The organism is Paenibacillus sp. LBL, from assembly GCF_029893715.1.
Taxonomy (GTDB): Bacteria; Bacillota; Bacilli; order Paenibacillales; family Paenibacillaceae; genus Paenibacillus_AQ; species Paenibacillus_AQ glucanolyticus.
On sequence record NZ_JARXYU010000006.1, the window covers coordinates 220550 to 243056 of the forward strand.

General features: G+C 51.2%; 21 protein-coding genes. 8 read left to right on the plus strand and 13 right to left on the minus strand.

Annotation, left to right across the window (positions count from 1 at the left end):
• The first annotated feature begins 128 nt into the window (after nucleotides 1-128).
• The gene (locus M2277_RS15870; protein ID WP_280755144.1) at nucleotides 129-1580 is read left to right on the plus strand and encodes an erythromycin esterase family protein; all 1452 of its coding nucleotides are present in this window, start codon (nucleotides 129-131) and stop codon (nucleotides 1578-1580) included.
• A gap of 142 nt (nucleotides 1581-1722) precedes the next feature.
• On the opposite strand, the gene M2277_RS15875 is transcribed toward M2277_RS15870, so the two are convergent.
• Nucleotides 1723-2391 (minus strand): DUF4097 family beta strand repeat-containing protein, encoded by a 669-nt coding sequence (locus tag M2277_RS15875; RefSeq protein WP_280755145.1) that lies wholly within the window; start codon nucleotides 2389-2391, stop codon nucleotides 1723-1725.
• A 162-nt stretch (nucleotides 2392-2553) separates the two neighbouring features.
• Nucleotides 2554-3042: a DinB family protein gene (locus tag M2277_RS15880; RefSeq protein WP_006208500.1), complete on the minus strand. Its 489-nt coding sequence runs from the start codon at nucleotides 3040-3042 to the stop codon at nucleotides 2554-2556.
• Nucleotides 3043-3159: 117 nt separating this feature from the next.
• Here M2277_RS15880 and M2277_RS15885 point away from each other — a divergent pair, with 117 nt between their 5' ends.
• A complete protein-coding gene (locus M2277_RS15885) occupies nucleotides 3160-4107 on the plus strand; it encodes a helix-turn-helix transcriptional regulator (RefSeq protein ID WP_280755146.1) in 948 nt (315 codons plus the stop codon).
• A gap of 711 nt (nucleotides 4108-4818) precedes the next feature.
• Here M2277_RS15885 and M2277_RS15890 read toward each other — a convergent pair.
• The 8 genes from M2277_RS15890 to M2277_RS15925 are packed head-to-tail and all read right to left on the minus strand — an operon-like array spanning nucleotide 4819 to nucleotide 13029.
• A complete protein-coding gene (locus M2277_RS15890; RefSeq protein WP_280755147.1) occupies nucleotides 4819-5982 on the minus strand; it encodes an N-acetylglucosamine-6-phosphate deacetylase in 1164 nt (387 codons plus the stop codon).
• Nucleotides 5975-6763, minus strand: coding sequence for a glucosamine-6-phosphate deaminase (locus M2277_RS15895; RefSeq protein ID WP_006208498.1), 789 nt, complete (start codon nucleotides 6761-6763; stop codon nucleotides 5975-5977). Before M2277_RS15895 ends, M2277_RS15890 begins: the two co-directional genes overlap by 8 nt.
• A 17-nt stretch (nucleotides 6764-6780) precedes the next feature.
• Nucleotides 6781-7809, minus strand: coding sequence for a Gfo/Idh/MocA family protein (locus tag M2277_RS15900; RefSeq protein ID WP_006208497.1), 1029 nt, complete (start codon nucleotides 7807-7809; stop codon nucleotides 6781-6783).
• A gap of 50 nt (nucleotides 7810-7859) precedes the next feature.
• Nucleotides 7860-8870 (minus strand): Gfo/Idh/MocA family protein, encoded by a 1011-nt coding sequence (locus tag M2277_RS15905; RefSeq protein WP_063478742.1) that lies wholly within the window; start codon nucleotides 8868-8870, stop codon nucleotides 7860-7862.
• Nucleotides 8867-9733: a sugar phosphate isomerase/epimerase family protein gene (locus M2277_RS15910; RefSeq protein ID WP_280755197.1), complete on the minus strand. Its 867-nt coding sequence runs from the start codon at nucleotides 9731-9733 to the stop codon at nucleotides 8867-8869. The genes M2277_RS15905 and M2277_RS15910 overlap by 4 nt, the downstream gene beginning before the upstream one ends.
• A gap of 57 nt (nucleotides 9734-9790) precedes the next feature.
• Nucleotides 9791-10615 carry a carbohydrate ABC transporter permease gene (locus M2277_RS15915; protein ID WP_006208494.1) on the minus strand — a complete coding sequence of 275 codons (825 nt, stop codon included), beginning with the start codon at nucleotides 10613-10615 and terminating at the stop codon, nucleotides 9791-9793.
• Nucleotides 10616-10672: 57 nt separating this feature from the next.
• Complete coding sequence (locus tag M2277_RS15920) at nucleotides 10673-11638, minus strand: carbohydrate ABC transporter permease (protein WP_280755148.1); 966 nt, start codon at nucleotides 11636-11638, stop codon at nucleotides 10673-10675.
• A 29-nt stretch (nucleotides 11639-11667) separates the two neighbouring features.
• A complete protein-coding gene (locus M2277_RS15925) occupies nucleotides 11668-13029 on the minus strand; it encodes an ABC transporter substrate-binding protein (RefSeq protein WP_063478740.1) in 1362 nt (453 codons plus the stop codon).
• Nucleotides 13030-13223: 194 nt separating this feature from the next.
• On the opposite strand from M2277_RS15925, the gene M2277_RS15930 reads away from it, so the two are divergent.
• Both M2277_RS15930 and M2277_RS15935 read left to right on the plus strand, forming a co-directional pair.
• Nucleotides 13224-15092 carry a sensor histidine kinase gene (locus M2277_RS15930; protein ID WP_152826843.1) on the plus strand — a complete coding sequence of 623 codons (1869 nt, stop codon included), beginning with the start codon at nucleotides 13224-13226 and terminating at the stop codon, nucleotides 15090-15092.
• A complete protein-coding gene (locus M2277_RS15935) occupies nucleotides 15070-16134 on the plus strand; it encodes a response regulator transcription factor (protein WP_148248078.1) in 1065 nt (354 codons plus the stop codon). Before M2277_RS15930 ends, M2277_RS15935 begins: the two co-directional genes overlap by 23 nt.
• Before the next feature lie 16 nt (nucleotides 16135-16150).
• Here M2277_RS15935 and M2277_RS15940 read toward each other — a convergent pair whose 3' ends face one another.
• Together M2277_RS15940 and M2277_RS15945 are read right to left on the minus strand one after the other, a co-directional pair.
• Nucleotides 16151-16363, minus strand: a complete 213-nt coding sequence (locus tag M2277_RS15940) for a hypothetical protein (RefSeq protein WP_148248079.1) — start codon at nucleotides 16361-16363, stop codon at nucleotides 16151-16153.
• Between the two features lie 175 nt (nucleotides 16364-16538).
• Nucleotides 16539-17087, minus strand: a complete 549-nt coding sequence (locus M2277_RS15945) for an NAD(P)H-dependent oxidoreductase (protein ID WP_063478737.1) — start codon at nucleotides 17085-17087, stop codon at nucleotides 16539-16541.
• 249 nt (nucleotides 17088-17336) lie between these two features.
• Between M2277_RS15945 and M2277_RS15950 the strand changes: the two genes are divergently transcribed.
• From M2277_RS15950 to M2277_RS15965, 4 genes are all read left to right on the plus strand, one after another.
• A complete protein-coding gene (locus M2277_RS15950; RefSeq protein ID WP_006208486.1) occupies nucleotides 17337-17723 on the plus strand; it encodes a winged helix-turn-helix transcriptional regulator in 387 nt (128 codons plus the stop codon).
• Between the two features lie 202 nt (nucleotides 17724-17925).
• The gene (locus M2277_RS15955; RefSeq protein WP_280755149.1) at nucleotides 17926-18471 is read left to right on the plus strand and encodes a PadR family transcriptional regulator; all 546 of its coding nucleotides are present in this window, start codon (nucleotides 17926-17928) and stop codon (nucleotides 18469-18471) included.
• A gap of 42 nt (nucleotides 18472-18513) precedes the next feature.
• The gene (locus M2277_RS15960; RefSeq protein ID WP_148248080.1) at nucleotides 18514-19665 is read left to right on the plus strand and encodes an MFS transporter; all 1152 of its coding nucleotides are present in this window, start codon (nucleotides 18514-18516) and stop codon (nucleotides 19663-19665) included.
• A gap of 98 nt (nucleotides 19666-19763) precedes the next feature.
• A complete protein-coding gene (locus M2277_RS15965) occupies nucleotides 19764-20390 on the plus strand; it encodes a DUF3298 and DUF4163 domain-containing protein (protein WP_280755150.1) in 627 nt (208 codons plus the stop codon).
• A gap of 121 nt (nucleotides 20391-20511) precedes the next feature.
• Here the strand turns inward: M2277_RS15965 and htpG are convergent, their stop codons facing one another.
• Nucleotides 20512-22389 (minus strand): molecular chaperone HtpG, encoded by a 1878-nt coding sequence (gene htpG / locus M2277_RS15970; protein ID WP_036641029.1) that lies wholly within the window; start codon nucleotides 22387-22389, stop codon nucleotides 20512-20514.
• Nucleotides 22390-22507 lie beyond the last annotated feature (118 nt).

A 22507-nucleotide genomic window follows, 5' to 3' on the forward strand; every position in this document is an offset into this window, starting at 1 on the left:
ATGCCAAGATCAATTACCATACCCAGGGCACAGAAACATCCTGACGAGTTTTTTTTACTATGTATGTTCAACAATTAAGTACCGTTCATTTAATCCAGATCATCCTATAAGGAGTGACTTCATCTATCATGCCATTACATAAAACAAGCAAAGCATTCACCTTGTGCCTGCTCACCGCCTCCATCCTGGGCACATCCCTGATCCCTGACGGAAAAGCGTACGCTTCTCCCCCGGATGCCATCCAAGGACAGGTTACAGAAGTTAAGACTGCCCGAACATCGGATGAAAAAATAGCCGAGTGGGGGAACTGGGCCAAGGACCACGCATACCGCTTGGATACGATACAGCCCGCGGGTACGAACAACGGAACCACTCCGTTCAAGGATCTGGCCATGCTGAAGCCTTTGCTGCACGACAAACGCTTTGTATTCCTGGGGGAGAGTTCCCACGGCGTTGCCGAGTTCAATCTTGCAAAAACCCGATTGATTCAGTTCCTTCATCAAGAGATGGGATACCATGTGCTGGCTTTTGAGAGCGGTCTCGGAAATACCTCTCTCGCATACGGCAAAGCTGGACAACAGAGCGCAGAGCAAACCATGAAAGATTCCATCTTCGGCGTCTGGTGGTCCAAGGAAATCATGCCATTGTTCGAATATATCAAAACCTCCCGAAAGAGCGAGCAGCCGCTCGTATTGACAGGTTTTGATATACAGTTGCAAAATCCTTTGTTTGACGGAGCGTGGCTGAAGGATAAGGTTATGGCTGGGCGTCTTGCGGAAGCGGAGCAGAAACTCTCCGGCTACTCCGCTGGTACAGATCTTGCAGCTTACCGCCAAGAGAAGAGGCAGCTCATTCAAGTTTACAAGGACGCTCTGAAATCCTTGAAAACAGAGGCTAACGAGGCTCATCTGAAGCTGCTTTATCCGGATAACCCTAAGCTGACCACGCTGCTGGAGAGAAGCTTGAACGACCGGATTCGGGTTGCTGAGGAGTATGTGGAAATCTCCATCGAGTCTACGCTTGGCATGGAAAGCGGCGACTATACCCCGTTCCTTAAATCGATGGAATGGCGAGATCAAGCGATGTTGGATAACCTCATGTGGCTGGCTACCGAAGTGTACCCTACCGAGAAATTCATCGTCTGGGGACATAACGATCACATCCGTAAGGCTCAGACCGAAGTGATGGGCTCTCCGTATCCGGTTGCATTAATGGGAGAACAACTATCGGATGAGATGAAAAAATACAGTTATGTCCTTGGACTGTACCCGGCCAGCGGGAAAACCGCGGACAACATGGGCAATGTGCATGACGTTCTGCCGGCAGAGCCTGGTTCCATGGAATCCATTCTGTCAGCTGCAGGCGCACCATATACCTTCATAGATCTGCGTTACAGAAACCATGAGGCCGGAAACTCATGGATGTTCGAACCGCGGTTTGCCTACAGCTGGGGCATGATTCCAGAGAGCTTCGTGCCCCGTGATCAATACGACGGCATTCTGCTTATTGATAACGTGAAGCCGCCGGAGTATATAAGATCATCCGCTTCGTCGAAGTCTTCCGCACCTGCTGAGGATTAATATGCAGTCACCCTTATTATTCTAGTTATCTCTGGTGTTAAACCATTGCGTGCAATATCCCCCAACTGTCCTTTTTCCACAGGGTTCAAAGAGATCCATGACTCTGGAAACAGGACAGACAAGGGGATGTTTTTGCGCTATTTTATTGTATCGTAATGTTTCCCGAGCCGGTTTTGATCTTCACTTTATAGGTGCCATCTCCTGATCGGCCCTCGGTCTTGCGATTGCTTTCACTTCTGTCCTCCAAAGGGAGAGAGACAGACCGGCGTCCGCTCCCCGATTGCAAGAGCCATTCGGCATTCGGGGTTTCTTCTCCCAGCTTCAGGTTGACGTTTCCGCTTTTGACCGTCACATCCACATCATGATCGATACTCGTAAAGGCCAGCGAGATGTTACCGCTCTTTCCTTTTAATTGCAGGCTCTGGCTTTGCAATCCGGTACCCGTTACATTGCCGGAAGAGCCCTCTATCTGAACTTTACCTGCATAATCCTGCGGAATTCGAACCTTAAGCTGCGGCATCCTGCCGATATTCAACATGCGGATGATGTCATTGTCTAAATGGATCTTTACTTGGTTGTCGGCCTGATCCACAACGGCCTTCGCGGGTTTGTTATGACTGAGCAGCGAAACTTCCAATGCTTCCACGTCCGCTGTCTCCACATGCAAGCTTGTGCTGCCATGCTCAATCTCTACTACTTCAATTTGCTGAAGAGATACAATCTGGGTATCTTCACTTGCACCGTTTGAACTGCATGCACTGAGCAGAAACAAACTCAATACCCCTAATATCGCAACTGTATATCGTTTCATCTCTATCTCCACCCCTTATCAACGTTGATGCCATTATATTAGGTGACGTTACGTCATCTTCAAGCATTTTTTTCTTCCCTTCAAAAAACACAAAAAAAACACCGCCTCATAGCGGTGTCTCCTCCTGTGCAAGAATGGAGCTTATTCGGGTCAGCGGCTTGTCTAATATAAATCGAACATATTCACTTCATAACCCTGGGCCTTGAGATAATTGAACATCTGAGCCCGGTGGTGCTGGGCATGCGTAACGATTTCAATCAGCCACTTGGCTTGCGTGGAGCCATGCTCCAAGTAGAAGGGCTTGGTCTTTTTCTGCATAAACTCTTCATCTGTCAACCCGCTCATATACGACTTTACATCCGCAAGTCCCCTGTTCATCCAAGCCATAAGCTTGTCCTTGTCCCCGCCGTCGGCAGCAATACTCGCTTCAAGCTCTCGAATCTGCTCTTCACTATTCTCCTGCAAAATCAATAAATCGGCAGCAGGCACGGATACGAGATGGTGCACCAGTTCTTGAAGCGACCTCATATTATGAGCCGGCTTGTAATCCCAATCCTCTGCCGAAATTTTGGCAATCAGATTGGAGGTTGTCTTCACGATGTGCTCCAGTTCCTCGAACAGCAGCTGCTTCATTTCCTTTAAATCACTCATTTGTCTTCACTCCTCTTTCTTATTTGGGGTTAGGGGAACATCTAGGTTCTAACATGAGTATAGAGTATAATAGTGACAACTATTGTCATAGTTATCAAAGAATACGGAGCTGATATTATGTCCAAATCCAAACGTCTCATGGAGCTGATGATGACCGTAAACCGAATACGGAAATTTACCGTGCGACAGCTGGCTGATCAATTCGATGTGTCTCCCCGTACGATACTGCGAGATCTTCAGGAACTGAGCGAGCTTGGAGTACCGCTGTATTCGGAGGTAGGTCCGCACGGCGGGTACCAGGTGTTGAAGGAGCGGATCCTTCCTCCGATTGCCTTCAGCGAGGAAGAAGCCGTTGCGATGTTTTTTGCCAGTCACGCCTTGCGCCACTATCTATTTCTTCCCTTCGAGGCCGAGTCTTCTACCGCACTTCAGAAATTTTATTATTATATGCCGGGTGACGTCCGGGACCGCATTGACCAGATGAAGAACCGGGTGGATTTTCTAACGCACACAAGACAGCAGAAAGCCGAATATCTTGGAGTTCTGCTGGAAGCATCCGTGGATCAGCGGGTGGTTACGATGCAATATGAAACGAAAAACGGCTATTCGGAGCGAACCATCCAGCCCGTAGGCATCTATGCCAGCAACGGCTTCTGGTATTGCCCCGCATATTGTTTTCTACGCAGGGACTTTCGTCTGTTCCGTTGTGACCGAATGCAATCCGTCGCTAATGATTCAACCGGAATCGAGCCGCTCGACCACCGTCATATCCACCTTGGAAACTGGGAGGAACATGGGTCAGAGAAGCCTGTGTATATCCGGATGATTGTCGATCTGAGCAGGGAAGGCGTTCGGCGCTGCGAGTCCGAATTATGGCATGTTCCTCATATGGATATAACGCCGGATGGAAGCGGACAGCTTAACCAGAACGTCCCCAGCAGCGAGCTTATGTATTTTGCCAAATTTTTTATCGGCTTAGGGAATGAAGCTACCGTGAAGGAGCCGAGTGAACTGGTGGAGTGCATGAAGGGGATATTGAACGAGATTATGGCGAAGTATGACTAGAGGAATGGATGAATGTTGGTAAACCAGCCTCATAAATAAAAAAAACGGCAGCAGCTTGTTCACCATCCATCCCAAGGTTCTGCAGAAGCCGCTACCGGCAGAGTCTGCCTATGCTTAGACTGTTGACTGTTCGTCTATTCAACACGGTGAAGCGCAGCAAGCGCGGACTCACGGTCCTTGAGAAAAGTGTTCATTTCTTACGGGCCCATCATTAGATATCCTAAGAAGGTATAGATAAAATAAGATAATAGCGCAAGCACGTTGCAAGCGATTAATAGGAGGTCCCTGTTCGAATCGGTTCTCCCGTAGGAACGTATGGATAATACGATACCGAATGGCGGGATAACGACAGTAGAAACAAGGCCGTAATAGTGAAACCAGTGCCCGTCACGGACAAACAGAACCTCTATGATGAATAAGATAACAGGCAAAATGAATGTACAGGTGGAAACTTTACGTGCAGCGGAAACTTTCCGATTCAGTGTGATAACCTCCTTTTGCTTCGCTGTGATAAGGATCGAACCATGAGAACATCATATAACTCCTATGTTATTCCCTATTCTAAACTATCCCCGCACGGAGGTCATGCATAAACTTTCAAGCGTATATTCGTGCAGAACAACAACAATCCCCGCCAAAGCAAACACCCAAGTGTTCATGTCTGCTTGGCAGGGAATGGTTCAGTTCTTTGTCTCTACTTAATTAAATCCGTCAGCCCTCCGCACGATATACCGAATGACCGCCTTTGACGGTCTCCAGTACGCGAAGGCTCCCCTCGCGCTTCTCGAGCAGCACGAAATCGGCCCTTGCTCCTCTCTTCAACCCATCATAATCCGCCAGCCCCATCGCCTGCGCCGGCAGCATTGAAGCCATATCCCAAGCTTCGGGGAATGAACACAGTCCCGACTCCGCCAGCCTCTGCACCGCTTCGAGAAGCATCATGGCTGAACCGGCCAGCAGTTCAGGCTTGCGGGCAAGATGCAATCGGCCTTCCGGCGTTAAGATGACGTCGCCACCGATATGGGTCTCGTATTCTCCTGGCGGCATCCCGCTTAAATAGACAGCATCACTTACGAGCAGAGTTTTGGTCAACTTGGCGCGGAGAATCACCTTGATGACCGAATCCGGCAGATGATAACCGTCCGCGATCACACCTGCCCATAACTGGTCTTGTGCAAGCTGCTCCCATATGTAATTCGGATGGCGCGGCAGCGTCAGATGCGCACCATTGCCGAGATGAGTAGACATGGTCGCTCCAGCAGCCACCGCTTCCCGGATTTGCGCAGGCGTAGCGGCGGTATGACCGATGGATACAACGATTCCCGATGAAACGCACTTTCGGATAAAATCCGCAGCATTCGGCCACTCCGGCGATAACGTGAGGATACGAATCCGGTTCCCCGAAGCTGCCTGCCATCTTGTAAACAGTCCCCAATCGGGAGCCTTGATAAACCCGGAATCATGCGCTCCCCGGGGCCCTTCCTCCGATGAAATGAACGGTCCTTCCACATGAACCCCGCCAATGGTTGAACCGACCCTTTCATCCTCCAGGCAAGCCGCGTCGATAACACGAAGGATTTGTTCGATTTCATCATCGCCGTTGGTAATGACGGTTGGGTAATACAGCGTTACGCCCTTCTCCCATAAACGTCGGGTTACCTGAATGACCGTATCCGTTGTGAGCGGCAGCGAGTTCAAATCATATCCATAACCGCCGTTAATCTGAAGATCGATTAATCCGGGCGCGATCCATATCGTCTCTTCGCCTTCCCCAGGCAGCAGGCTGTCGATTCGGCCATCAGGGCTCCATGTGACCTGAATCCGCTCTTCCGATGCATAATGAAGGCCTGTGCGAACACAACGCTGGCTATCCATTCCGGATATCCCCGTATGAATCCCGATCCACGTACAGCGTGCAATCCGGATGCTGCCGAAGTATACTCGCCGGGCAGGCTTCGCTTATTTCGCCGTACAGCGCCCGTTGTACCGCCGCTCGCTTGCTCGCACCGGGAACAACGCAGAACAGCTGGGCACCCGACATTAAAGCCGGGATGGTAAGTGTCAGTGCATATTTCGGGACCTCCTCCAGATTGGCAAAGCAGCCATCGTTCACCTGCTGCTGTCGGCAATCCAGATCCAGCTTGACCTGCTTCACCCATAACGGATCGGCAAAATCAGCCACCGGCGGGTCGTTGAAGGCGATATGCCCATTCTCGCCAATACCCAGAACCACCATATCGATCGGTGACTCGCGAATCAACCGGCCATATCTCTCGCATTCTGCTTCAGGATCATTCATGCCGTCTAGTAGATGCACTTCCCCTGGAGATACCCGATCAAACAAGCTCCGGGAGAGGAAGCTTCCGAATCGCTGAGGCGCAGACCGGGGCAGACCGATGTATTCATCCATATGAAAAGCCGTTACCCGGCTCCAGTCCAATCCCTGCGATTGAACCAGCGCTGCCAGGCATTCATTCTGGGAGGGGGCAGCCGCAAATACGATTCGGATACGCTCCTTCTCAGCCAGAAGGCGCTTCATAGCCGCATGGATATCCGCGGCTGCCGCCTTGCCCATCGCTTCGCGGTGATCATGAACACAGACCCTCAGCCGATCTCTAATCTCTTCCTGAACAGGCTTCATGCCGTGCTGGGACATGTAGATTACCTCCATTCTTACAATGCCGGCGTTCCGGTCTGCAGTTCGATTTCCTTGCGCTGCCGGGACGCTTCATAGGTGCCCAGAATAATCTCCAGTGAATGTCTGCCTTCCTCCCCGGTAACTACAGGCTCGCGGCCTTCGCGTACGGCATATGCCATATCCTGAATTTGCAGACGGTGACCGTCAGGTATTACTTTGAACGGCTCGAATTCGGGCAGCTGTACCGGCTCCCCTTCGATCTCCAGGGACACAATCGTATCTTCTTCAATGACGAGCACTCCCTTATCCCCATGGATTACTAGCCGCTGCCCTTTACCGTCGCGGGCCGTTGTTGTTATCTCCAGAACGCCGAGCGCGCCATTCGCAAATTCAAGTGTCGCGATGACCGTATCCTCGACTTCGATATGGCGCAGGACCGCCTTCGCCTTTGCCGATAAGGAGGCAACCGGTCCAACGAGCCATTGCAGCATATCCACGGTGTGAATCCCCTGATTCATCATCGCTCCCCCGCCGTCCATCGCCCAGGTCCCTCTCCAGCCTGCACTGTCATAATAGGCCTGATCACGGTAAAGCATGACATACGCCGAGCATAAACTGAGCTTTCCAAGCCGTCCTTCCGAGATGACCTGACGGGCATATGCTGCCTGCGGAGACATCCGGCGTGGAAAGACGGTGGCGAGCAGCACGTCGTTCGCTGCGCATACCTCAATCATGCGCTCCACATCGTCTAGCCGGATCGCCATCGGCTTCTCCACCAGCACATGTTTGCCCGCCTGCGCAGCCATCGCTGTCTGCTCTGCATGCATGCCGCTTGGCGTGCAGATGCAGACCACCTCCACATCACCGCGCGCAAGCAGCTCTTCCATACTCCCGCATATATCTCCACCATACTTTTCAGTCAGCTTGACGGCTGACTCCCGTTTCGTATCGTATACGGCGGCAAGCACCGCTTCCTCCGTATTTAGGATGCCCTGGGCATGAATATCCGCAATAATGCCGCAGCCAATCAAACCGAATCCTACCGGTGACTTTTTCTCCGTCATATTGTCCGTTCCTCCTCCATTACGTTCTGGTCTGCAAGACTGCGCCTTCCCTATTCCCGGCAGATGATCTGCGCTCCCTCGTCTGCCGCTACAGTAGCCTCCGAAGCAGTGTAAATATCATGATGAGAGATCAAGCCGCGTTCTCCCTCCACCCGATTCAGGAAATCCTGCGCAAGCGAGAACGGCGGCGCCTCCAGCGGCACAGAACGCAGCTCCTGATTGGTGATAACCAGCACAACCTCGTCTCGCGACAATAACGGATCTCCTTCAAGCCGAATTTCCGCGATGCCCGACGTACCCGTAATGAATATTCGGCCATCTCCCCAGGTCCAGCTGCCTGCCGGTGTGTGCCAGTCTGCGTAGAGCTGTGCCGTTATGCCACCATCCATAAACACCTGAACGCCTGCCGCATCATAGAAGGTCGGGTATTCCGGCAGGATATGCTTCGCCAGATAACCGGATACCGTCTTCACTTCCCGGCCTGTCAGCCATCGCAGCAGATCAAAATCATGAACGAGGAGATCATTCAGAATGCCGCCGGATTGCGTTCTGTCAAAATGCCATGCCGGGCGGGTAACCGGATTCAGCCGATGCGGCTTGCGCATCGAAATATGAACGATATCCCCCAATTCGCCGGACTGGATCAGCCGATGGACAGTATACATGGAGGAACGAAAGCGCTCGGTCAGCATCATGCCCACCTCGATCCTGCCGCGTTCCAGGACGCCGTGCAGACGGCTCAGCCCTGCCCGATCCGTCACTGCAGGCTTGTCGATCATAATATGTTTACCGCGCTGCTCGCACAGCTCGATGACGTCAATCTTCTCACGGTTGATCGCCGCGCAGCCGATGACCATCACTTGTTCATCGGCGAGCAGCGACTCCCGATCCCCGATCAGTTCCAAACCATACCGCTCGGCAAGCGAAGAGGCTAATACCGTATGGTCCGGTTCATATAACCCGGCGCATTCCCATCCAAGCGCCTGCATCTCCTCAATAAATATGCCGATATGGGCATGCTGGCAGCCGATAATACCAAATTTCCGTCCGTTCCCCATCATCCCGCCGACACCTCCACAGCTTGCAGCCACTCCCTGATGATCCTCAGATCATAAGCGAGCCGTTCCTTCGGCGGATAAGGCGCTGCGCATTCCAGCGTCAGCCAGCCCTTGTAGCCCTGTTCCCGAAGCCCTCGGAGCAGCCCGCTGTGGTCCACTTCTCCTTCACCCAGCCGGCACTGCAGGAAGAATTCTTCCCCGTGACGGGTTACATTCTTGAATGTCCCCGGGGCCCCTCCTTGCCCGATCCGCTTCTCATCCTTGATATGCACATGGAACAGGCGGCTTCCAAGCTGCCGAATCGACTCTTCCCCAAATTCCGTGTCTGTGATGTACATATTCCCCGCGTCATGAATGAGGCCGACATGCTCCTCGCCGATCATATCCAACAATCGCAGGCCGCTATCCGCGGTTTCCACCAGGCTCTGATTGTGAATCTCCAATACGATGCGCTTTCCTGCCGCATGGGCTTCCGCTGCACATCGCCGAATCCAGTAAGCAGCCTTGGCATAATGATAGTCCTCCGCCAGGAATGCATTCGGCCCTCCCTGAAAGATGCGGATCATGTCCGCTTCCAGTTCCACCGCGCGTTCAAGCAATCCCAGAAACTGATCATAGGCCACGGCACATTCCGCATCCCCGCTTGTCGAGAAATGCCCCATATAACCTGCCAATGCCGGAATCTCCAGACCGTGTCCCTCGGCAATGCTTCTCATCTCGCGGACTCGCGGAAGGGAGCTCTCCGGGCTTAGATGCGGCTCGCGGCTCGCGATTTCGATACCGTCAAAACCAAGCCCAGCCGCAACCTTCATCGCTTCATGAATGCTGTAATCAATGAGTGATCCGCTGAATGCCGCTATTTTCATCTTCTCTTTCACCCTTTCCACTGTGCCAGACCTTCTCGAATCGTTGAACGAACACTATTATTTAATCCCGGCCATGTTGTGGTTCTGTACAAAATATTTCTCGGCAAACAGGAAGACCAGCAGGATCGGAACCAGGCTGACCAGTGCTGCCGCAATCATAAGCTGCTCATTCCCGGTCCACTGTCCGGATAAGGAGAGAATTCCGATGGGAAGCGTATACTTCTCATTAGAGGTCAAATAAATGACAGGTGTCAGAATCTCGTTCCACTTGCCCATGAACGTAAAGATCGCTAGCGTCGCAAGCGTGGGCCTGGCCATCGGAATAAAAATCCGCATATAAATCTGGAACGGATTGCAGCCCTCCATCTTGGCCGCTTCCTCATACTCTTTAGGTATATTCATGAAAGCCTGCCTCATGAGGAAAATACCAAACGGCTGAGCCAGCCATTCGATGATCCACAGCGGCGTGAGGGTATCCAGCATGTTCAGCTTATTAAAAATAATAAAGTGCGGGATGATGATTACGACCGCCGGAATCATCATCGTGCCGAGCACCAGCACGAACAGCGCGCTTTTCAGTGGAAAGCGCAGTCTCGCAAATGCAAAACCGACCATAGAGCAGGAGATCAGGGCGCCGATAACAGACAATAACGCGACAAAGATGCTGTTTAGCGTATATCCGCCAATGTTCCCCAGCTTGAACACGTCCGCGTAATTGGACCACTGGAACACCTCGGGGATCCAGCGAGGCGGAACCGTTGTATATTCCTTATAGGTTTTAAGTGAATTCATGAGCGCCGACAGAAACGGCACGATCATGATCAGGGAGCTGATCCCGATCAGTACATATCCGAAACTCTTTCCCAGCAGCTTTTTTCTCATTCATGTCCCTCCTTCGCTCTGGCGCTGTTCCCCTGATGCGTTCTCTTGTCAACTCGATCAATCATAATGCACCCACTTCTTCTGGGCTCTAAGCTGTACCAGCGTCAACAGGAACAAAATCATGAACAGCACCCAGGCGATGGCGGAAGCATAACCCATACGCATAAATGTGAAGCCTTCCCGGTATAAATACAGCATCATCACCAGACTGGAGTTGTTGGGACCTCCCGCCGAGCTGATGTCCCCTCTGCCAGTCAACACGTAAATCTGCTCAAACGCTTGGAACGTGGAGATCGTACTCATGATGACAACCAGGAAGGTCGTTGGCGAGATCAACGGCACCGTAATATAGCGGAATTTGCGCAAAGCCCCTGCACCATCTATCTCTGCGGCTTCGTACAAATCCCCGGGAACGCTCTGCAGACCTGCCAGATAAATGACCATGATATAACCGATCCCTTTCCAGACCGCGATGAAAACGAGCAGCGGAATGGCGAGTTTCGGGTCCTGCAGCCAGCCTTGCCCCGCCAGCCCCAGCTTGGCAAGCAGTGTGTTCGCCAGACCGAAGCGAGGATTAAATACGGCATCAGCAACGTACAGGATGACGGTCCATGAGGATATGACCGGAATAAAGTGGGCCATTCGAAACCATTTAAGCCCTTTCAAGCGCTGGTTCAGCGCTACGGCCAGCACAAGCGCCAGGAAGGTCTGAAGCGGCACGAACAGGACCGCAAAATACAGTGTGTTCGATAACGAACGCCAGAACATCGAGTCGCCGGCCATGCGCCGGAAATTGTCCAGTCCGCTCCACTCGGGCGGATTCAGCATATCGTAATCGGAAAAGCTGAAGTACAGGGATGCAGCGAGAGGACCCGCCACAAAAATAATAAAGTGGAGAAGATAGGGGGAAGCCATAAGCAGCCCCCATCTCCCCTCATGATCCCATTTCCGTTTTCGGGCGGGCTTTCCTTTCGGCATCGGATCGGCTTTGAGTGCTGCATTGTCGTTTAGCATATTGCCCATTTCACTCCCGCCTTTCTTCCAGCCTTGTTCTATTTTTTATAGAAATCATCGAGGACCGCTTGAACAGCTGCGTCCGCATCACTTAAAGCTTGATCGATTCCGGTATCGCCCAGGAAAGCACGCTCCGCATTCTCATTGAATTTACCGACCCATTCTTCCCACACCGCATTGTTGTCGAGCGTCTGCGCGAACTCCAGACTATCCAGGAATGCCTGGCGGTTAGCCGGCTGTTCTCCGGCCTTCAGGAACACTTCGGATTCCGCTACGGATTTCTTCACCGGCACGGCTTCGCCAAGCTCGGTCCATTGCTTCTGCACCTCGTCCTCCGTAGCCCAGTATTTAATCCATTCCCAGGCAGCCGCCGCTTTTTCCTCACCGGACTTCTGATTAATGACCCATGAATTCGCAATCACCGGAGATACCCGCTTCCCGTCCGGACCCTTAGGCAGGAGCGCTACATCATAATTCAGGCCCGCTTCATTCGCTGCCTGCACCCGGGCGTAAATGCCGATCCGCATGGCAGCCGATCCACTTGGAAATACGGCGGTATTGCTCTGGAAGCTCTTCAGATCTACCGGATCCGTAATGATTCCGCGCTGCATGCCGTCAACCATCCATTCAAACGCCTGCTTGTTCTCGGGTGAATGGATGATGGAGTTCTCCGCCTTCTCATCAAGAGCACCGCCGCCATAGGATTTCATCACGGAGAACCAGCCTTCGGTAATGCTGAAGAAGGTAAGTCCGAACTGGTTGACACTTGCGGCGTCAAAACCGCTGTCCTCGGCCGTTTTTCCGCCCGCATCCACCGTCAGCTTGGCAGCCGATGATTTCAGGTCCTCCCAGGTCCACTCATCCGAAGGATACGCGACCCCTGCTTTATCAAACAGATCCTTGTTGTAGAACAGAACGCCAACCTGAATGCCCTGCGGTACGCCCCAATAGCGCCCGTCTGCGTCCTTGTTGAAATCGAGACCGTAATATTCATCCGCCTTCAGATCCTTGGCTATCCAATCGGTCAGATCCTTGGCCGCGCCGCGCTGGGCATATTTCATCACGTATACGCCGTCGGAGAGCCACACATCCGGTGCTTGACCGGCGGCAATCTGCGTATCCAGCTTCTGATAGAACTGGCCGTAAGGCGCGCTTTGCGTTTTCACCTTAATGTTCGGATGCTGCTTCTCGAACTGTTCGATCAGCTCCTTCATCTTGGCATCGGAGCTGTCGCTGGAATAATATCCGAGCAGGATTTCGACTTTCTTCCCATCGTCGCCTCCGGTACCGGGAGCCGATGTCCCGCCTTTTCCTTCACTGCCACTGCTGCAACCGCTAGCAATCATGGATATCAGCAATAAGGCCGTTAACCAGCTGTAGAACCCTTTTCTCTTTTTCACAAATCCTCGCCCCCTGATTCAATTGAAATGGATTAATGAGATTGTAGTTGATAAGTATCGGCAGCGCCCATGTGCTTTCTTAGCCCACTTGTGATTTCTTGCTGCGGCATCATGTATTTTTATTTACAACTTGTGTTTTTTTGCTACAATGTTCCTTACATTCCCTACTTCAATGCCAGGAAGGCGGAAGAACGATGAACATCCAAGGAATATCCATCGGTAATCTGACCATTAATCAACGCTTGTTCGTTCTGATCATCCTCTTCATCGGTCTTCCTTTCTTTCTGCTGGGCAGCTTCTGGTACCAGTCTTCTACTGAGGCGATTGAACAGTTTGCCGCTGGCGCGAACAAACGCATTATCGAGCAAACGAATGTGTCTCTGGATTCCTACATATCCAATCTGGAGAATTCCACCTATCCCTTTATCCATAACCCGCAGATCCAGCAATTTCTCTCGACCAGCCAGCTCACACCGTATTCCTACTTTCAGCTTGCCACTAAAGTGGAGAACGACTTGTTCGCCCAGATGATTTACGGCCGGTCCGACATCATTGGCATCTCGCTTGTCGCCGATAACAAGCGGCAAATCACCGATTACGAAAGTGCGCCCGGACTGCTTGATATGAGTGAAATCCGCAAACGCAATCTATCCTTCCAGGCACAACTGGACCAATTCAGCGATTTCCAGATCATCGGCCTCAGCCGGGTAGGAAAAACTCCTGCCCTTACCGTAGCACGAAAGCTGTACGACAACTCCTCATTTCTCTATAAAGGCCTGTTGATTGTCGATCTTAACCTGAAGCAAATCGGGGCAATCTGCTCCAACGATTCACTGGGCGGCTTTGACGTCTGGATTATGGGCAGAGGCGGACAGGTCATCTACCATCCAGACTCGAATCTGGTTGGGTCCATCGTCGAACAGGGGCTGTTTGCACGTATTCAGAACCAGAACTCTTCCTTCTTCCGTCATCAAGACGCAGCCTCCAGCACTGAAAAAATGGTTCTGCATGAACGTTCTCAGATCACCGGCTGGACGGTCGTCGCCGATCTGCCGCTGAACAACCTTATCGGCGGCTTGATCACCCAGCGCAATTACTCGCTTGCCGCCGCAGCTATGCTTATGATTATTGCATTGGCGCTTGTGGGCGGTTTCTCCTTATCCTTGACAAGGCCGCTCTCCATGCTGCAAAAATTAATGGCTCGTGTTGAGCGGGGCGATTTTGTTCTTCCTACCAAAATGAACCGGTTCCGCAACCATGAAATGACCGCCGTATTCCAGAGTTTCTACAGCATGACGGGAGAATTGAAGCGGCTCATCCGGGAGGTTCACGATTCCCGGCTGAAGGAACGGGAGCTTATGATCAGGCAGAAGGAATCCGAGCTCCGCTCCATGCAATCCCACATCAATCCGCATTTCTTGTACAATTCACTGGAGATTATTAATTCATATGCCATCGCGGATGATCATATGGATATCAGCCGCATGACGCGGGCGCTTGCCCACATGTTCCGTTACAATATCGGCCACGCCGGATCAGTTGTACCGCTCCGGGAGGAGATGAGGCATGTCCAGTTTTATCTGGATCTTCAAAGTGCCCGGTTCCGCAAACTGCAGATCGATATAGATGTGGATGAACACGACTTGGATCGCGTGAAGGCCGTGAGGCTCACGCTGCAGCCGATCATAGAGAATGTGTTCATCCACGGATACCGCGGTAAGAAACCCCGCTACCTCGGGATTAGCACCCGTGCGGAGGGGCACTATTTTGCCGTCGTGATTCAAGATAAGGGGATTGGGATGAATTCGGAGAAGAAACGGCATATAAGAGGCATCCTGCAAACTCCCGAGAATCCGGAAGACGAATTACGGAGCAACGAGGGGGAGGAACCCACCAGCGGAATCGGTCTCCTGAACGTCCATCAACGACTGCAGCTTACCTTCGGTGCGGAATATGGCTTGCACCTTGTGCAGTCCGTGCCTGATGAAGGCACCCAGTTTGAAGTCAGGCTGCCATATATGACTAGCGAGGAGGCACATCATGTACCGGTTAATGATGATTGACGACGAATATGCCATTCATTTGAGTATGCGAAAGCTTGTCGAAAGGTCCGGTCTCCAGGTTGAGATCACGGGAGAGGCGGAAGACGGGGCTGAGGCGCTTCAGATGCTGGAGGACAGCCGGCCGGATCTGATTGTAACCGACATTTGCATGCCTGAAATGGACGGACTGGAATTTATCCGCCGGGTCAGAGAAACTCATGCACACATGCAATTCATTATTTTGTCCGGTCACGATAATTTCGAATTTGCACGTCAGGCCATGCGCTACGGCGTGTCGGATTTCCTGCTGAAGCCCATCGATCCGGAACAGTTCCATACGACACTTAAACGTGCCTGCAAGGAACTCGATAACCGAAAGGCGAGTTTCTCCCGGCAAACGGAATGGACGCTTGCACAGCAGCGATACAAAACCAGGCTTGCTGAGCTGCTGTGGTCTGTTGAGGAACAGGATGCCTTGGAACTAACCGATGAAATGGTCACCCATTTTGAAACGATGGGACCTATTGGAGTCAGCTTATCACAGTATGCCCCTATGCTGATGCAGGAGTTGCTGTCTGCGCTTGAAGAACGCGGCCTGGTGCTGGGTATGACAATCGGCGAGCACCCGTGGTCGCAGGATGACCGTGCTGCCTGCCGCCGTCAAATGACAGAGAAGATTCAGGAGATGCTTGAGTTAATTAAGGGCTCCAGAAATCTTGGCGCTCACCACAATATTGTGAAAGCCAAGCGGTACATTGAGGAAAACTACGCGATGGAGGATTTGTCCTTGCAGGAGGTGGCAGACTCACTGGGGATGTCGGTGACGTATTTAAGCCGTACCTTCAAGAATGAAACAAATATGAACTTTGTGAAATACCTGGTCCAGATCCGTATGGAAAAAGCGAGGGAACTGCTTGCGGAGTCTGAGCTATCCGCTCAGGAAACGGCCTATCGTGTCGGTTTCTCGGACTATGTCCATTTCAGCAAAACATTTAAAAAATATCATGGCCTTACACCATCCGAATACCGAAAACAATGTAAGGCCATGAATGGAGGAAAATGAGACGGCGGGTGCTTCTTCAGCTTGTTCTCCCGTTCATCCATCTCTCAGCCCTGACAAGAAGCTGCTCAACAAACGCATTCTTCTCGTCGGAATATTGGAGCAGGCCCCGGGCCCCTTGTGAAACGATCCTTCGTTTGATCTCACTGACTAACCCCTGCTGTTCATCGATAAACCATTCCGCCCACTGCTCATCATAGGACTCCAAATGAATGGCTTCATCAATCGTCATGATGGACCCTCCTGAAAGCGCTGTAAGTGTGTGCCAGGAATTTCGATCCCAAACCGTATGGACTGCTCCAAAAACGTATAACATTGCTTCAGATCAAATCCTGTGACTCTATCATGCCCTTCATCGTTTGAGTTGGCAAGAGCCCATGTTCTATCCGTTATTGTTCACGCGTGTCTTAATATCGACTCTCCACAATGGCCGGTGCAAGTACCTGGTCCGCATACCTGTGAGCCTCTGCCTGAAGTACTTCGTCACTTATCCGATCGACGTTATACGCCACGAATGCAGGCAGATAATTCACTTTGCACCGGTTCAACGTGGCTTGAATCGGACGCAGCAGTTCACTGGCGGTATACCAATTGTCGCCACCTGCACGATACCCTTGTTCCAAGCCTGCCGCCGTGGTCGCCAGCATAAATTCCTTCCCCCTCAGACTGTTGCCTTCCGGTCCGAACGCCCACCCGAAGGTGAGCACGTCATCGAACCATTTCTTCAGCAGGGGCGGGCAGCTGTACCAGTAAAACGGAAATTGGAACACCACCCGATCATACTGGAGAATAAGCTGTTGCTCCCGCTCGATATCAATATTCCAGTCCGGATACTCCTTATAAAGATCCCGAATATCTACATTTCCATTTGTATTCTGCTTGGCTTGCTGCATCAAGGCGCGATTGGCACGCGAGTTCTCTAGATTCGGATGAGCCACAATCACCATAATTTTCATAATCAGTTCTCCTGTCCGGTTTGGTTTGTTTGACACCCCCATTATGTTTCGGATTGGCAGCTTTGAAAAGTACGCTCTTTTTATGTACTTAGTCCGGTTCATCGTACATATTCATGCCATGCATAGTACGAAAAAACGTACTAAGTATGATAAAGAATAGTACTGGGTTTAAACCGGATACTATGCTAAAGTATCAACCATCAAGCCTATCCAATGATCAAATACGGACTTCCGCTGGGAGATGAGAATATGAGAACAACGAGTCATGAGGAGTTTAAAACCAAAGGCATACTGACCACGCTGCAATTAATAGGCGGCAAGTGGAAGCCGCTGATTCTGTTTATACTGCTGCAGGACGGAACCAAGCGGTTCGGAGAGCTCAGACGTATGCTTCCAGGCGTTACCCAAGGCATGCTTACGAATCAGCTTCGTGAACTGGAACAGGATGGGCTCATTGTACGCAAGGTATATCAGGAGATTCCGCCCAAGGTGGAGTACTCCATCTCCGACCATGGGAAAACCTTGGACAGCGTTCTGGCAGACATGTGCACCTGGGGATTTCAGCATTTGGATTATATCGGCCATGTAAACCGGCAAAGGGATGACAGCCATGAGAAAAATGCGGGCGGACTGTAAACGCAGCCCCCTTACATGCGAGATGGACTCCATTCTGGCATAGGGAGGGAATGGAGAATGGATAAAGCCGGTCCCGAGGGGAGCGGCTTTATCTGCTGTTTCAAGAGCAGATATTCAAAAATTTTTTTTCTTCCAAGTATTGCTTTATATATCGTCACGATATATATTTATGTCGTAACGATATATAATTGGAGGAACTCAGATGTATGAGCTTTTTGTATTAGGTGAATTGGTGACAGGTGATAAGCACGGATACATGCTTCAGGAAATTCTTAAAAATGCGGGCGGACCCTACCGCCAGATCAGTTCCGGCACGCTGTACCCTCTGCTCTCCCGCATGGTGGATAACGGATGGATCCATCTTAAGCTCGACGAAACCGGCGGAGGGAAGCGCCCCCGAAAAATCTATCAGATCACCGATGCCGGGCAGCAAAAATTCCTGGAGCTCATGGAGAAGCCGCTGGAATTCAACATGGATACGGAGCACCATTTCCATTTCAAAATGGTGTATTTCCGGTATGTTCCGAAGGAAATCCGATTGGCCTGCCTGGAGCAGTATTTGATTTATCTCGAAACCAATCTGAAACATGTGACGGAATTTGAAGCCGAGATCACGTTTTACAAGCCTGAGCCTGAGAAGCAGCGGCTTCAATTGATGAGAGTACTGGATCATCGGAGGCAAATGGGGCTAACGAATATCGAGTGGATCAGACAAGAAATCGAGGCTGTTAAATCCACCGAAGAATAGGGGTCAGCCTTAGCAGAGATTCAATATGAGGAGGAATAAGGAATGGAACGTTTATGGACGAAGTCGTTCATTCAGATGACAATCGGGATGTTATTTCTGTTTACGGGCTTCTATCTGCTGCTGCCCACGCTCCCCCTCTATATCAAGCACTTGGGCGGCTCGGAATCCCAGGTTGGATTGGCGGCCGGTGCGTTCACGCTGACGGCGGTTGTCTTTCGCCCGATTGTCGGAGGACTAGTGGACCGGTACGGCAGAAGGATATTTTATATTTGGGGCCTTCTATTGTTTGTCCTCTCGATGTATCTCTACGATTGGGTTGGCAGCATCCTGCTGCTGCTTGCGCTGCGAATCCTGCACGGTGCGAGTTGGGCTTTCTCGACAACCGCCATCGGAACGGTCATTACGGATTTAATCCCGGCCTCCCGACGCGGGGAAGGCATGGGGTGGTATGGAATGGCAATGACGGTTGCGATGGCGATCGGCCCCTTACTGGGCACGTATATCGTGGGTGGATATTCCTTTCGGACCTTGTTCCTGATTGCGGCCGGGCTATCCCTCATCGCGCTCATATTGGCCTATATGACCAGGGTTCCTTATGAAGCTAAACCCAGTGCTGGGCGGATTCAACTGGTCGAGAAATCCGTTCTTCCTGTCACGGCTGCAATCTTTTTCCTGGCTGTCGCATATGGCGGAATCACAACCTTTCTCCCGCTGTTTGCAGATTCCATCCGGGTCAATCCGGGAACTTTTTTCCTCGTATATGCAATCGCACTTACCCTGATTCGGCCCTTTGCCGGGAAGCTGTCAGACCGTTTCGGAGAAGCATTCATCATCATTCCATCCCTTATTGTCACGGCGGCAGCCCTGGTTGTCTTAAGTTTGTCAAGCGGATTACCTGGACTGGTTACAGCCGCAATCCTGTACGGTATCGGCTTCGGCTCGGCCCAGCCTGCACTTCAAGCAGCCACGCTCCGCATTGCTCCAGAGCATCGAAGAGGTGCAGCCAACGCCTCTTTCATGACGGCTTTCGATCTTGGTATCGGACTTGGCGCAATCCTCCTGGGCCTGGTATCCGAGCATATAGGCTATACGTATCTGTTCTCCGTAACCGCAGCCTCTGTCGTCGTTTCCTTGGCGATTTTCACAATCTTTGTGAGACGACTGCTCAAGCCTACAGACGTGGAAAAAACCTAAGGGTGCCGCGCCCGTTCATTCTCTCTCGTACCCGTAACCTCCGCACCCGCTTCCGAATAGGCTAACATAACTCATGTTAGATTGGAGCGATTGTACGCATGGCTCAATATGTACCACCGGTGAATATCCATACCCTCACGCATACGGCGCCCGGCCTTGTTATTCATTATCCGCAAGTATACGGCCTCGCGAATCGGCAGGTGGAGGACGTTATCAACCGGACTATACGGCAGCAAATCCAGGATATGCAGCATGCCCAGCAGCAGGTCCAGACGGGAACCCATCCGCAGACTACCGGAACTTTTGAGATTAAAACGAATGAGCGCGGCATTCTTAGCCTTGTTCTGACCAACTACACCTACTCCGAGCCTATGGCCCACGGTTATACGGTGACAAGAGCACTTATCTTCTCCACATTCACGGGAAAATCCTATGCCTTATCCGACCTGTTCCGTCCGGACTCCAATTATCAAGCCGTATTGGCGGCCGAGGTGAACCGTCAGATCAAGGCACGCAGCCTTCCTGTACTGGAGGGCACCCCGATTACCGTGTCCCCGAATCAGGACTTCTATCTGGCCGATAAATCACTGGTCCTCTTCTATCCGCTTTATGCCATCACGCCTTACTACGTCGGCTTTCCGATGTTCCCAATCTCGGTCTACGACCTGTTGGGCATGGCACCTGAGAACGGATTGTTATCGGATCTTGCGGCGGATGTGGTGTAACAATAGCGATCTGCACAGCACAATCGGTAGCAAGTCAAAAAAACAAACCCGAATCCCTGGCACCTTACACCAGAGTCTCGGGTTTGTCTGTTATCATCTCATGGTCGTTAGCTTTCGCTGCTTACACCATGATTTTGCAAATGTCATTCGTGAATTCCACCGGATCGGCAATCGGCAAGCCTTCGATCAGCAGCGCCTGATTATAGAGCAGATTCGTGTACAGCTTCAGCTTGTCCTGATCCCCCTGCAGTGCTTTCAGGGATGTAAACACCTCGTGGTTTGTGTTGATCTCCAGCACCTTGTCTGCCTGGATATCCTGTCCGTTCGGCATTGCCTTCAATATTTTCTCCATCTCAATGGATACATCGCCCTCTGTGGACAGGCATACCGGATGGGATTTCAGGCGTTTGGAGGCTTTAACGGATTTCACCTTGCCAGCCAAGAGGCCGCCCATGGCTTCAAAGAGCTCCTTGTTGTCGCTTTCTTCAGCTTCGTTCTCTTGCTTGTCGGCCTCTGAATCAATGCCAAGATCCCCGCTCGATACCGATTTGAATTCCTTCTCCTTGTATTTCATGAGCATCTTGATGGCAAACTCATCCACATCGTCGGTGAAGTACAGAATTTCATAGCCTTTATCCAGCACCATTTCCGTCTGCGGAAGCTTCTCGATCCGGTCAATGGAATCGCCGGACGCATAATAGATATATTTTTGATCCTCCGGCATTCTCGATACATACTCATCCAGCGAGACCAGCTTCTTCTCTTGGGAAGACGTGAACAGCAGCAGATCCTGAAGATCTTCCTTGTTCATGCCGTAGTCATTGTAGACGCCGAATTTCAGGCCTCTGCCAAAAGATTCAAAGAATTTCTCATAATTCTCTCTCTCGTCTTTCAGCATGCTTTGCAGCGCGCCCTTCACCTTGTTCTTGATGTTCTTCGCAATCAGCGTCAGCTGACGATCATGCTGGAGCATCTCGCGGGAGATGTTCAGAGATAGATCCTCCGAATCGACCATCCCCTTCACGAAGCTGAAATAATCCGGCAGCAGGTCGCCGCATTTGTCCATGATCAGGACGCCATTGGAATAGAGCTCAAGCCCCTTCTCGTATTCCTTGGTGTAATAATCGAAAGGCGTATTCTCGGGAATAAACAAAATCGCATTGTATACAACGGCACCGTCCGCTTTGACATGGATGTGCTTCAGCGGTTTATCGAAGCCGTAACGCTTCTCGTTGTAGAAATTCTCGTAATCGGCGTCCGTCAGCTCGCCCTTGTTCTTGCGCCAGATCGGCACCATACTGTTGATGGTCTGCTCTTCCTGAACTTCCTCGAACTCGTTCTCGGCATCCTCCTTCGGACGCTGCGTTTTCACGTCCATCTTGATCGGATAGCGGATGAAGTCGGAGTACTTCTTAACGATGGCTCTCAGGCGGTATTCTTCCAAATATTCATCATACTGATCGTCTTCCGTATTCTCTTTGATCTTCAGCACGATCTCGGTTCCGATGGATTCCTTCTCAGCCGGTGTTAGGGTATACCCTTCCGCACCTTCGGATTCCCACTTGAACGCTTCGTCGCTGCCGAGGGCTCGGCTTGTCACGGTAACCACATCAGCAACCATGAACGCGGAATAGAAGCCGACACCGAATTGGCCAATAATGTTGTGGCCGTCCTTCGCTTCATTCTCGCTCTTGAACGCAAGGGATCCGCTCTTCGCGATGACGCCGAGGTTGTTCTCCAGGTCTTCCTTCGTCATTCCGATCCCTGTATCGGTAATGGTCAGTGTGCGGCTTGCTTTATCTGCGGTAATCTTAACGTAGTAATCTTCTTTGTTAAAGGTCAAGTTGTCGTCGGTCAGAGCTTTATAATAAATCTTGTCAATCGCGTCGCTGGCATTTGAAATCAGCTCACGCAGAAAAATTTCACGCTGCGTATAGATGGAATTGATCATCATCTCGAGCAGCCGTTTGGACTCAGCTTTAAACTGTTTTTTCGCCATGAAAAAATCTCCCTTCCAATCTGAACGAGGTTTCATTTAGCACTCTAGTCAGAAGAGTGCTAACACTTCTTCTATTTAAACATGTACCAATTTTTGATGTCAATATATTTGGAGACTT

Bases quoted from the DNA above. Each gene is read 5' to 3' on its own strand.
- M2277_RS15870 (WP_280755144.1), top strand. From the start codon at position 129: ATGCCATTACATAAAACAAGCAAAGCATTCACCTTGTGCCTGCTCACC.
- M2277_RS15875 (WP_280755145.1), bottom strand. From the start codon at position 2,391: ATGAAACGATATACAGTTGCGATATTAGGGGTATTGAGTTTGTTTCTG.
- M2277_RS15880 (WP_006208500.1), bottom strand. From the start codon at position 3,042: ATGAGTGATTTAAAGGAAATGAAGCAGCTGCTGTTCGAGGAACTGGAG.
- M2277_RS15885 (WP_280755146.1), top strand. From the start codon at position 3,160: ATGTCCAAATCCAAACGTCTCATGGAGCTGATGATGACCGTAAACCGA.
- M2277_RS15890 (WP_280755147.1), bottom strand. From the start codon at position 5,982: ATGGATAGCCAGCGTTGTGTTCGCACAGGCCTTCATTATGCATCGGAA.
- M2277_RS15895 (WP_006208498.1), bottom strand. From the start codon at position 6,763: ATGTCCCAGCACGGCATGAAGCCTGTTCAGGAAGAGATTAGAGATCGG.
- M2277_RS15900 (WP_006208497.1), bottom strand. From the start codon at position 7,809: ATGACGGAGAAAAAGTCACCGGTAGGATTCGGTTTGATTGGCTGCGGC.
- M2277_RS15905 (WP_063478742.1), bottom strand. From the start codon at position 8,870: ATGATGGGGAACGGACGGAAATTTGGTATTATCGGCTGCCAGCATGCC.
- M2277_RS15910 (WP_280755197.1), bottom strand. From the start codon at position 9,733: ATGAAAATAGCGGCATTCAGCGGATCACTCATTGATTACAGCATTCAT.
- M2277_RS15915 (WP_006208494.1), bottom strand. From the start codon at position 10,615: ATGAGAAAAAAGCTGCTGGGAAAGAGTTTCGGATATGTACTGATCGGG.
- M2277_RS15920 (WP_280755148.1), bottom strand. From the start codon at position 11,638: ATGGGCAATATGCTAAACGACAATGCAGCACTCAAAGCCGATCCGATG.
- M2277_RS15930 (WP_152826843.1), top strand. From the start codon at position 13,224: ATGAACATCCAAGGAATATCCATCGGTAATCTGACCATTAATCAACGC.
- M2277_RS15935 (WP_148248078.1), top strand. From the start codon at position 15,070: ATGTACCGGTTAATGATGATTGACGACGAATATGCCATTCATTTGAGT.
- M2277_RS15940 (WP_148248079.1), bottom strand. From the start codon at position 16,363: ATGACGATTGATGAAGCCATTCATTTGGAGTCCTATGATGAGCAGTGG.
- M2277_RS15945 (WP_063478737.1), bottom strand. From the start codon at position 17,087: ATGAAAATTATGGTGATTGTGGCTCATCCGAATCTAGAGAACTCGCGT.
- M2277_RS15950 (WP_006208486.1), top strand. From the start codon at position 17,337: ATGAGAACAACGAGTCATGAGGAGTTTAAAACCAAAGGCATACTGACC.
- M2277_RS15955 (WP_280755149.1), top strand. From the start codon at position 17,926: ATGTATGAGCTTTTTGTATTAGGTGAATTGGTGACAGGTGATAAGCAC.
- M2277_RS15960 (WP_148248080.1), top strand. From the start codon at position 18,514: ATGGAACGTTTATGGACGAAGTCGTTCATTCAGATGACAATCGGGATG.
- M2277_RS15965 (WP_280755150.1), top strand. From the start codon at position 19,764: ATGGCTCAATATGTACCACCGGTGAATATCCATACCCTCACGCATACG.
- htpG (WP_036641029.1), bottom strand. From the start codon at position 22,389: ATGGCGAAAAAACAGTTTAAAGCTGAGTCCAAACGGCTGCTCGAGATG.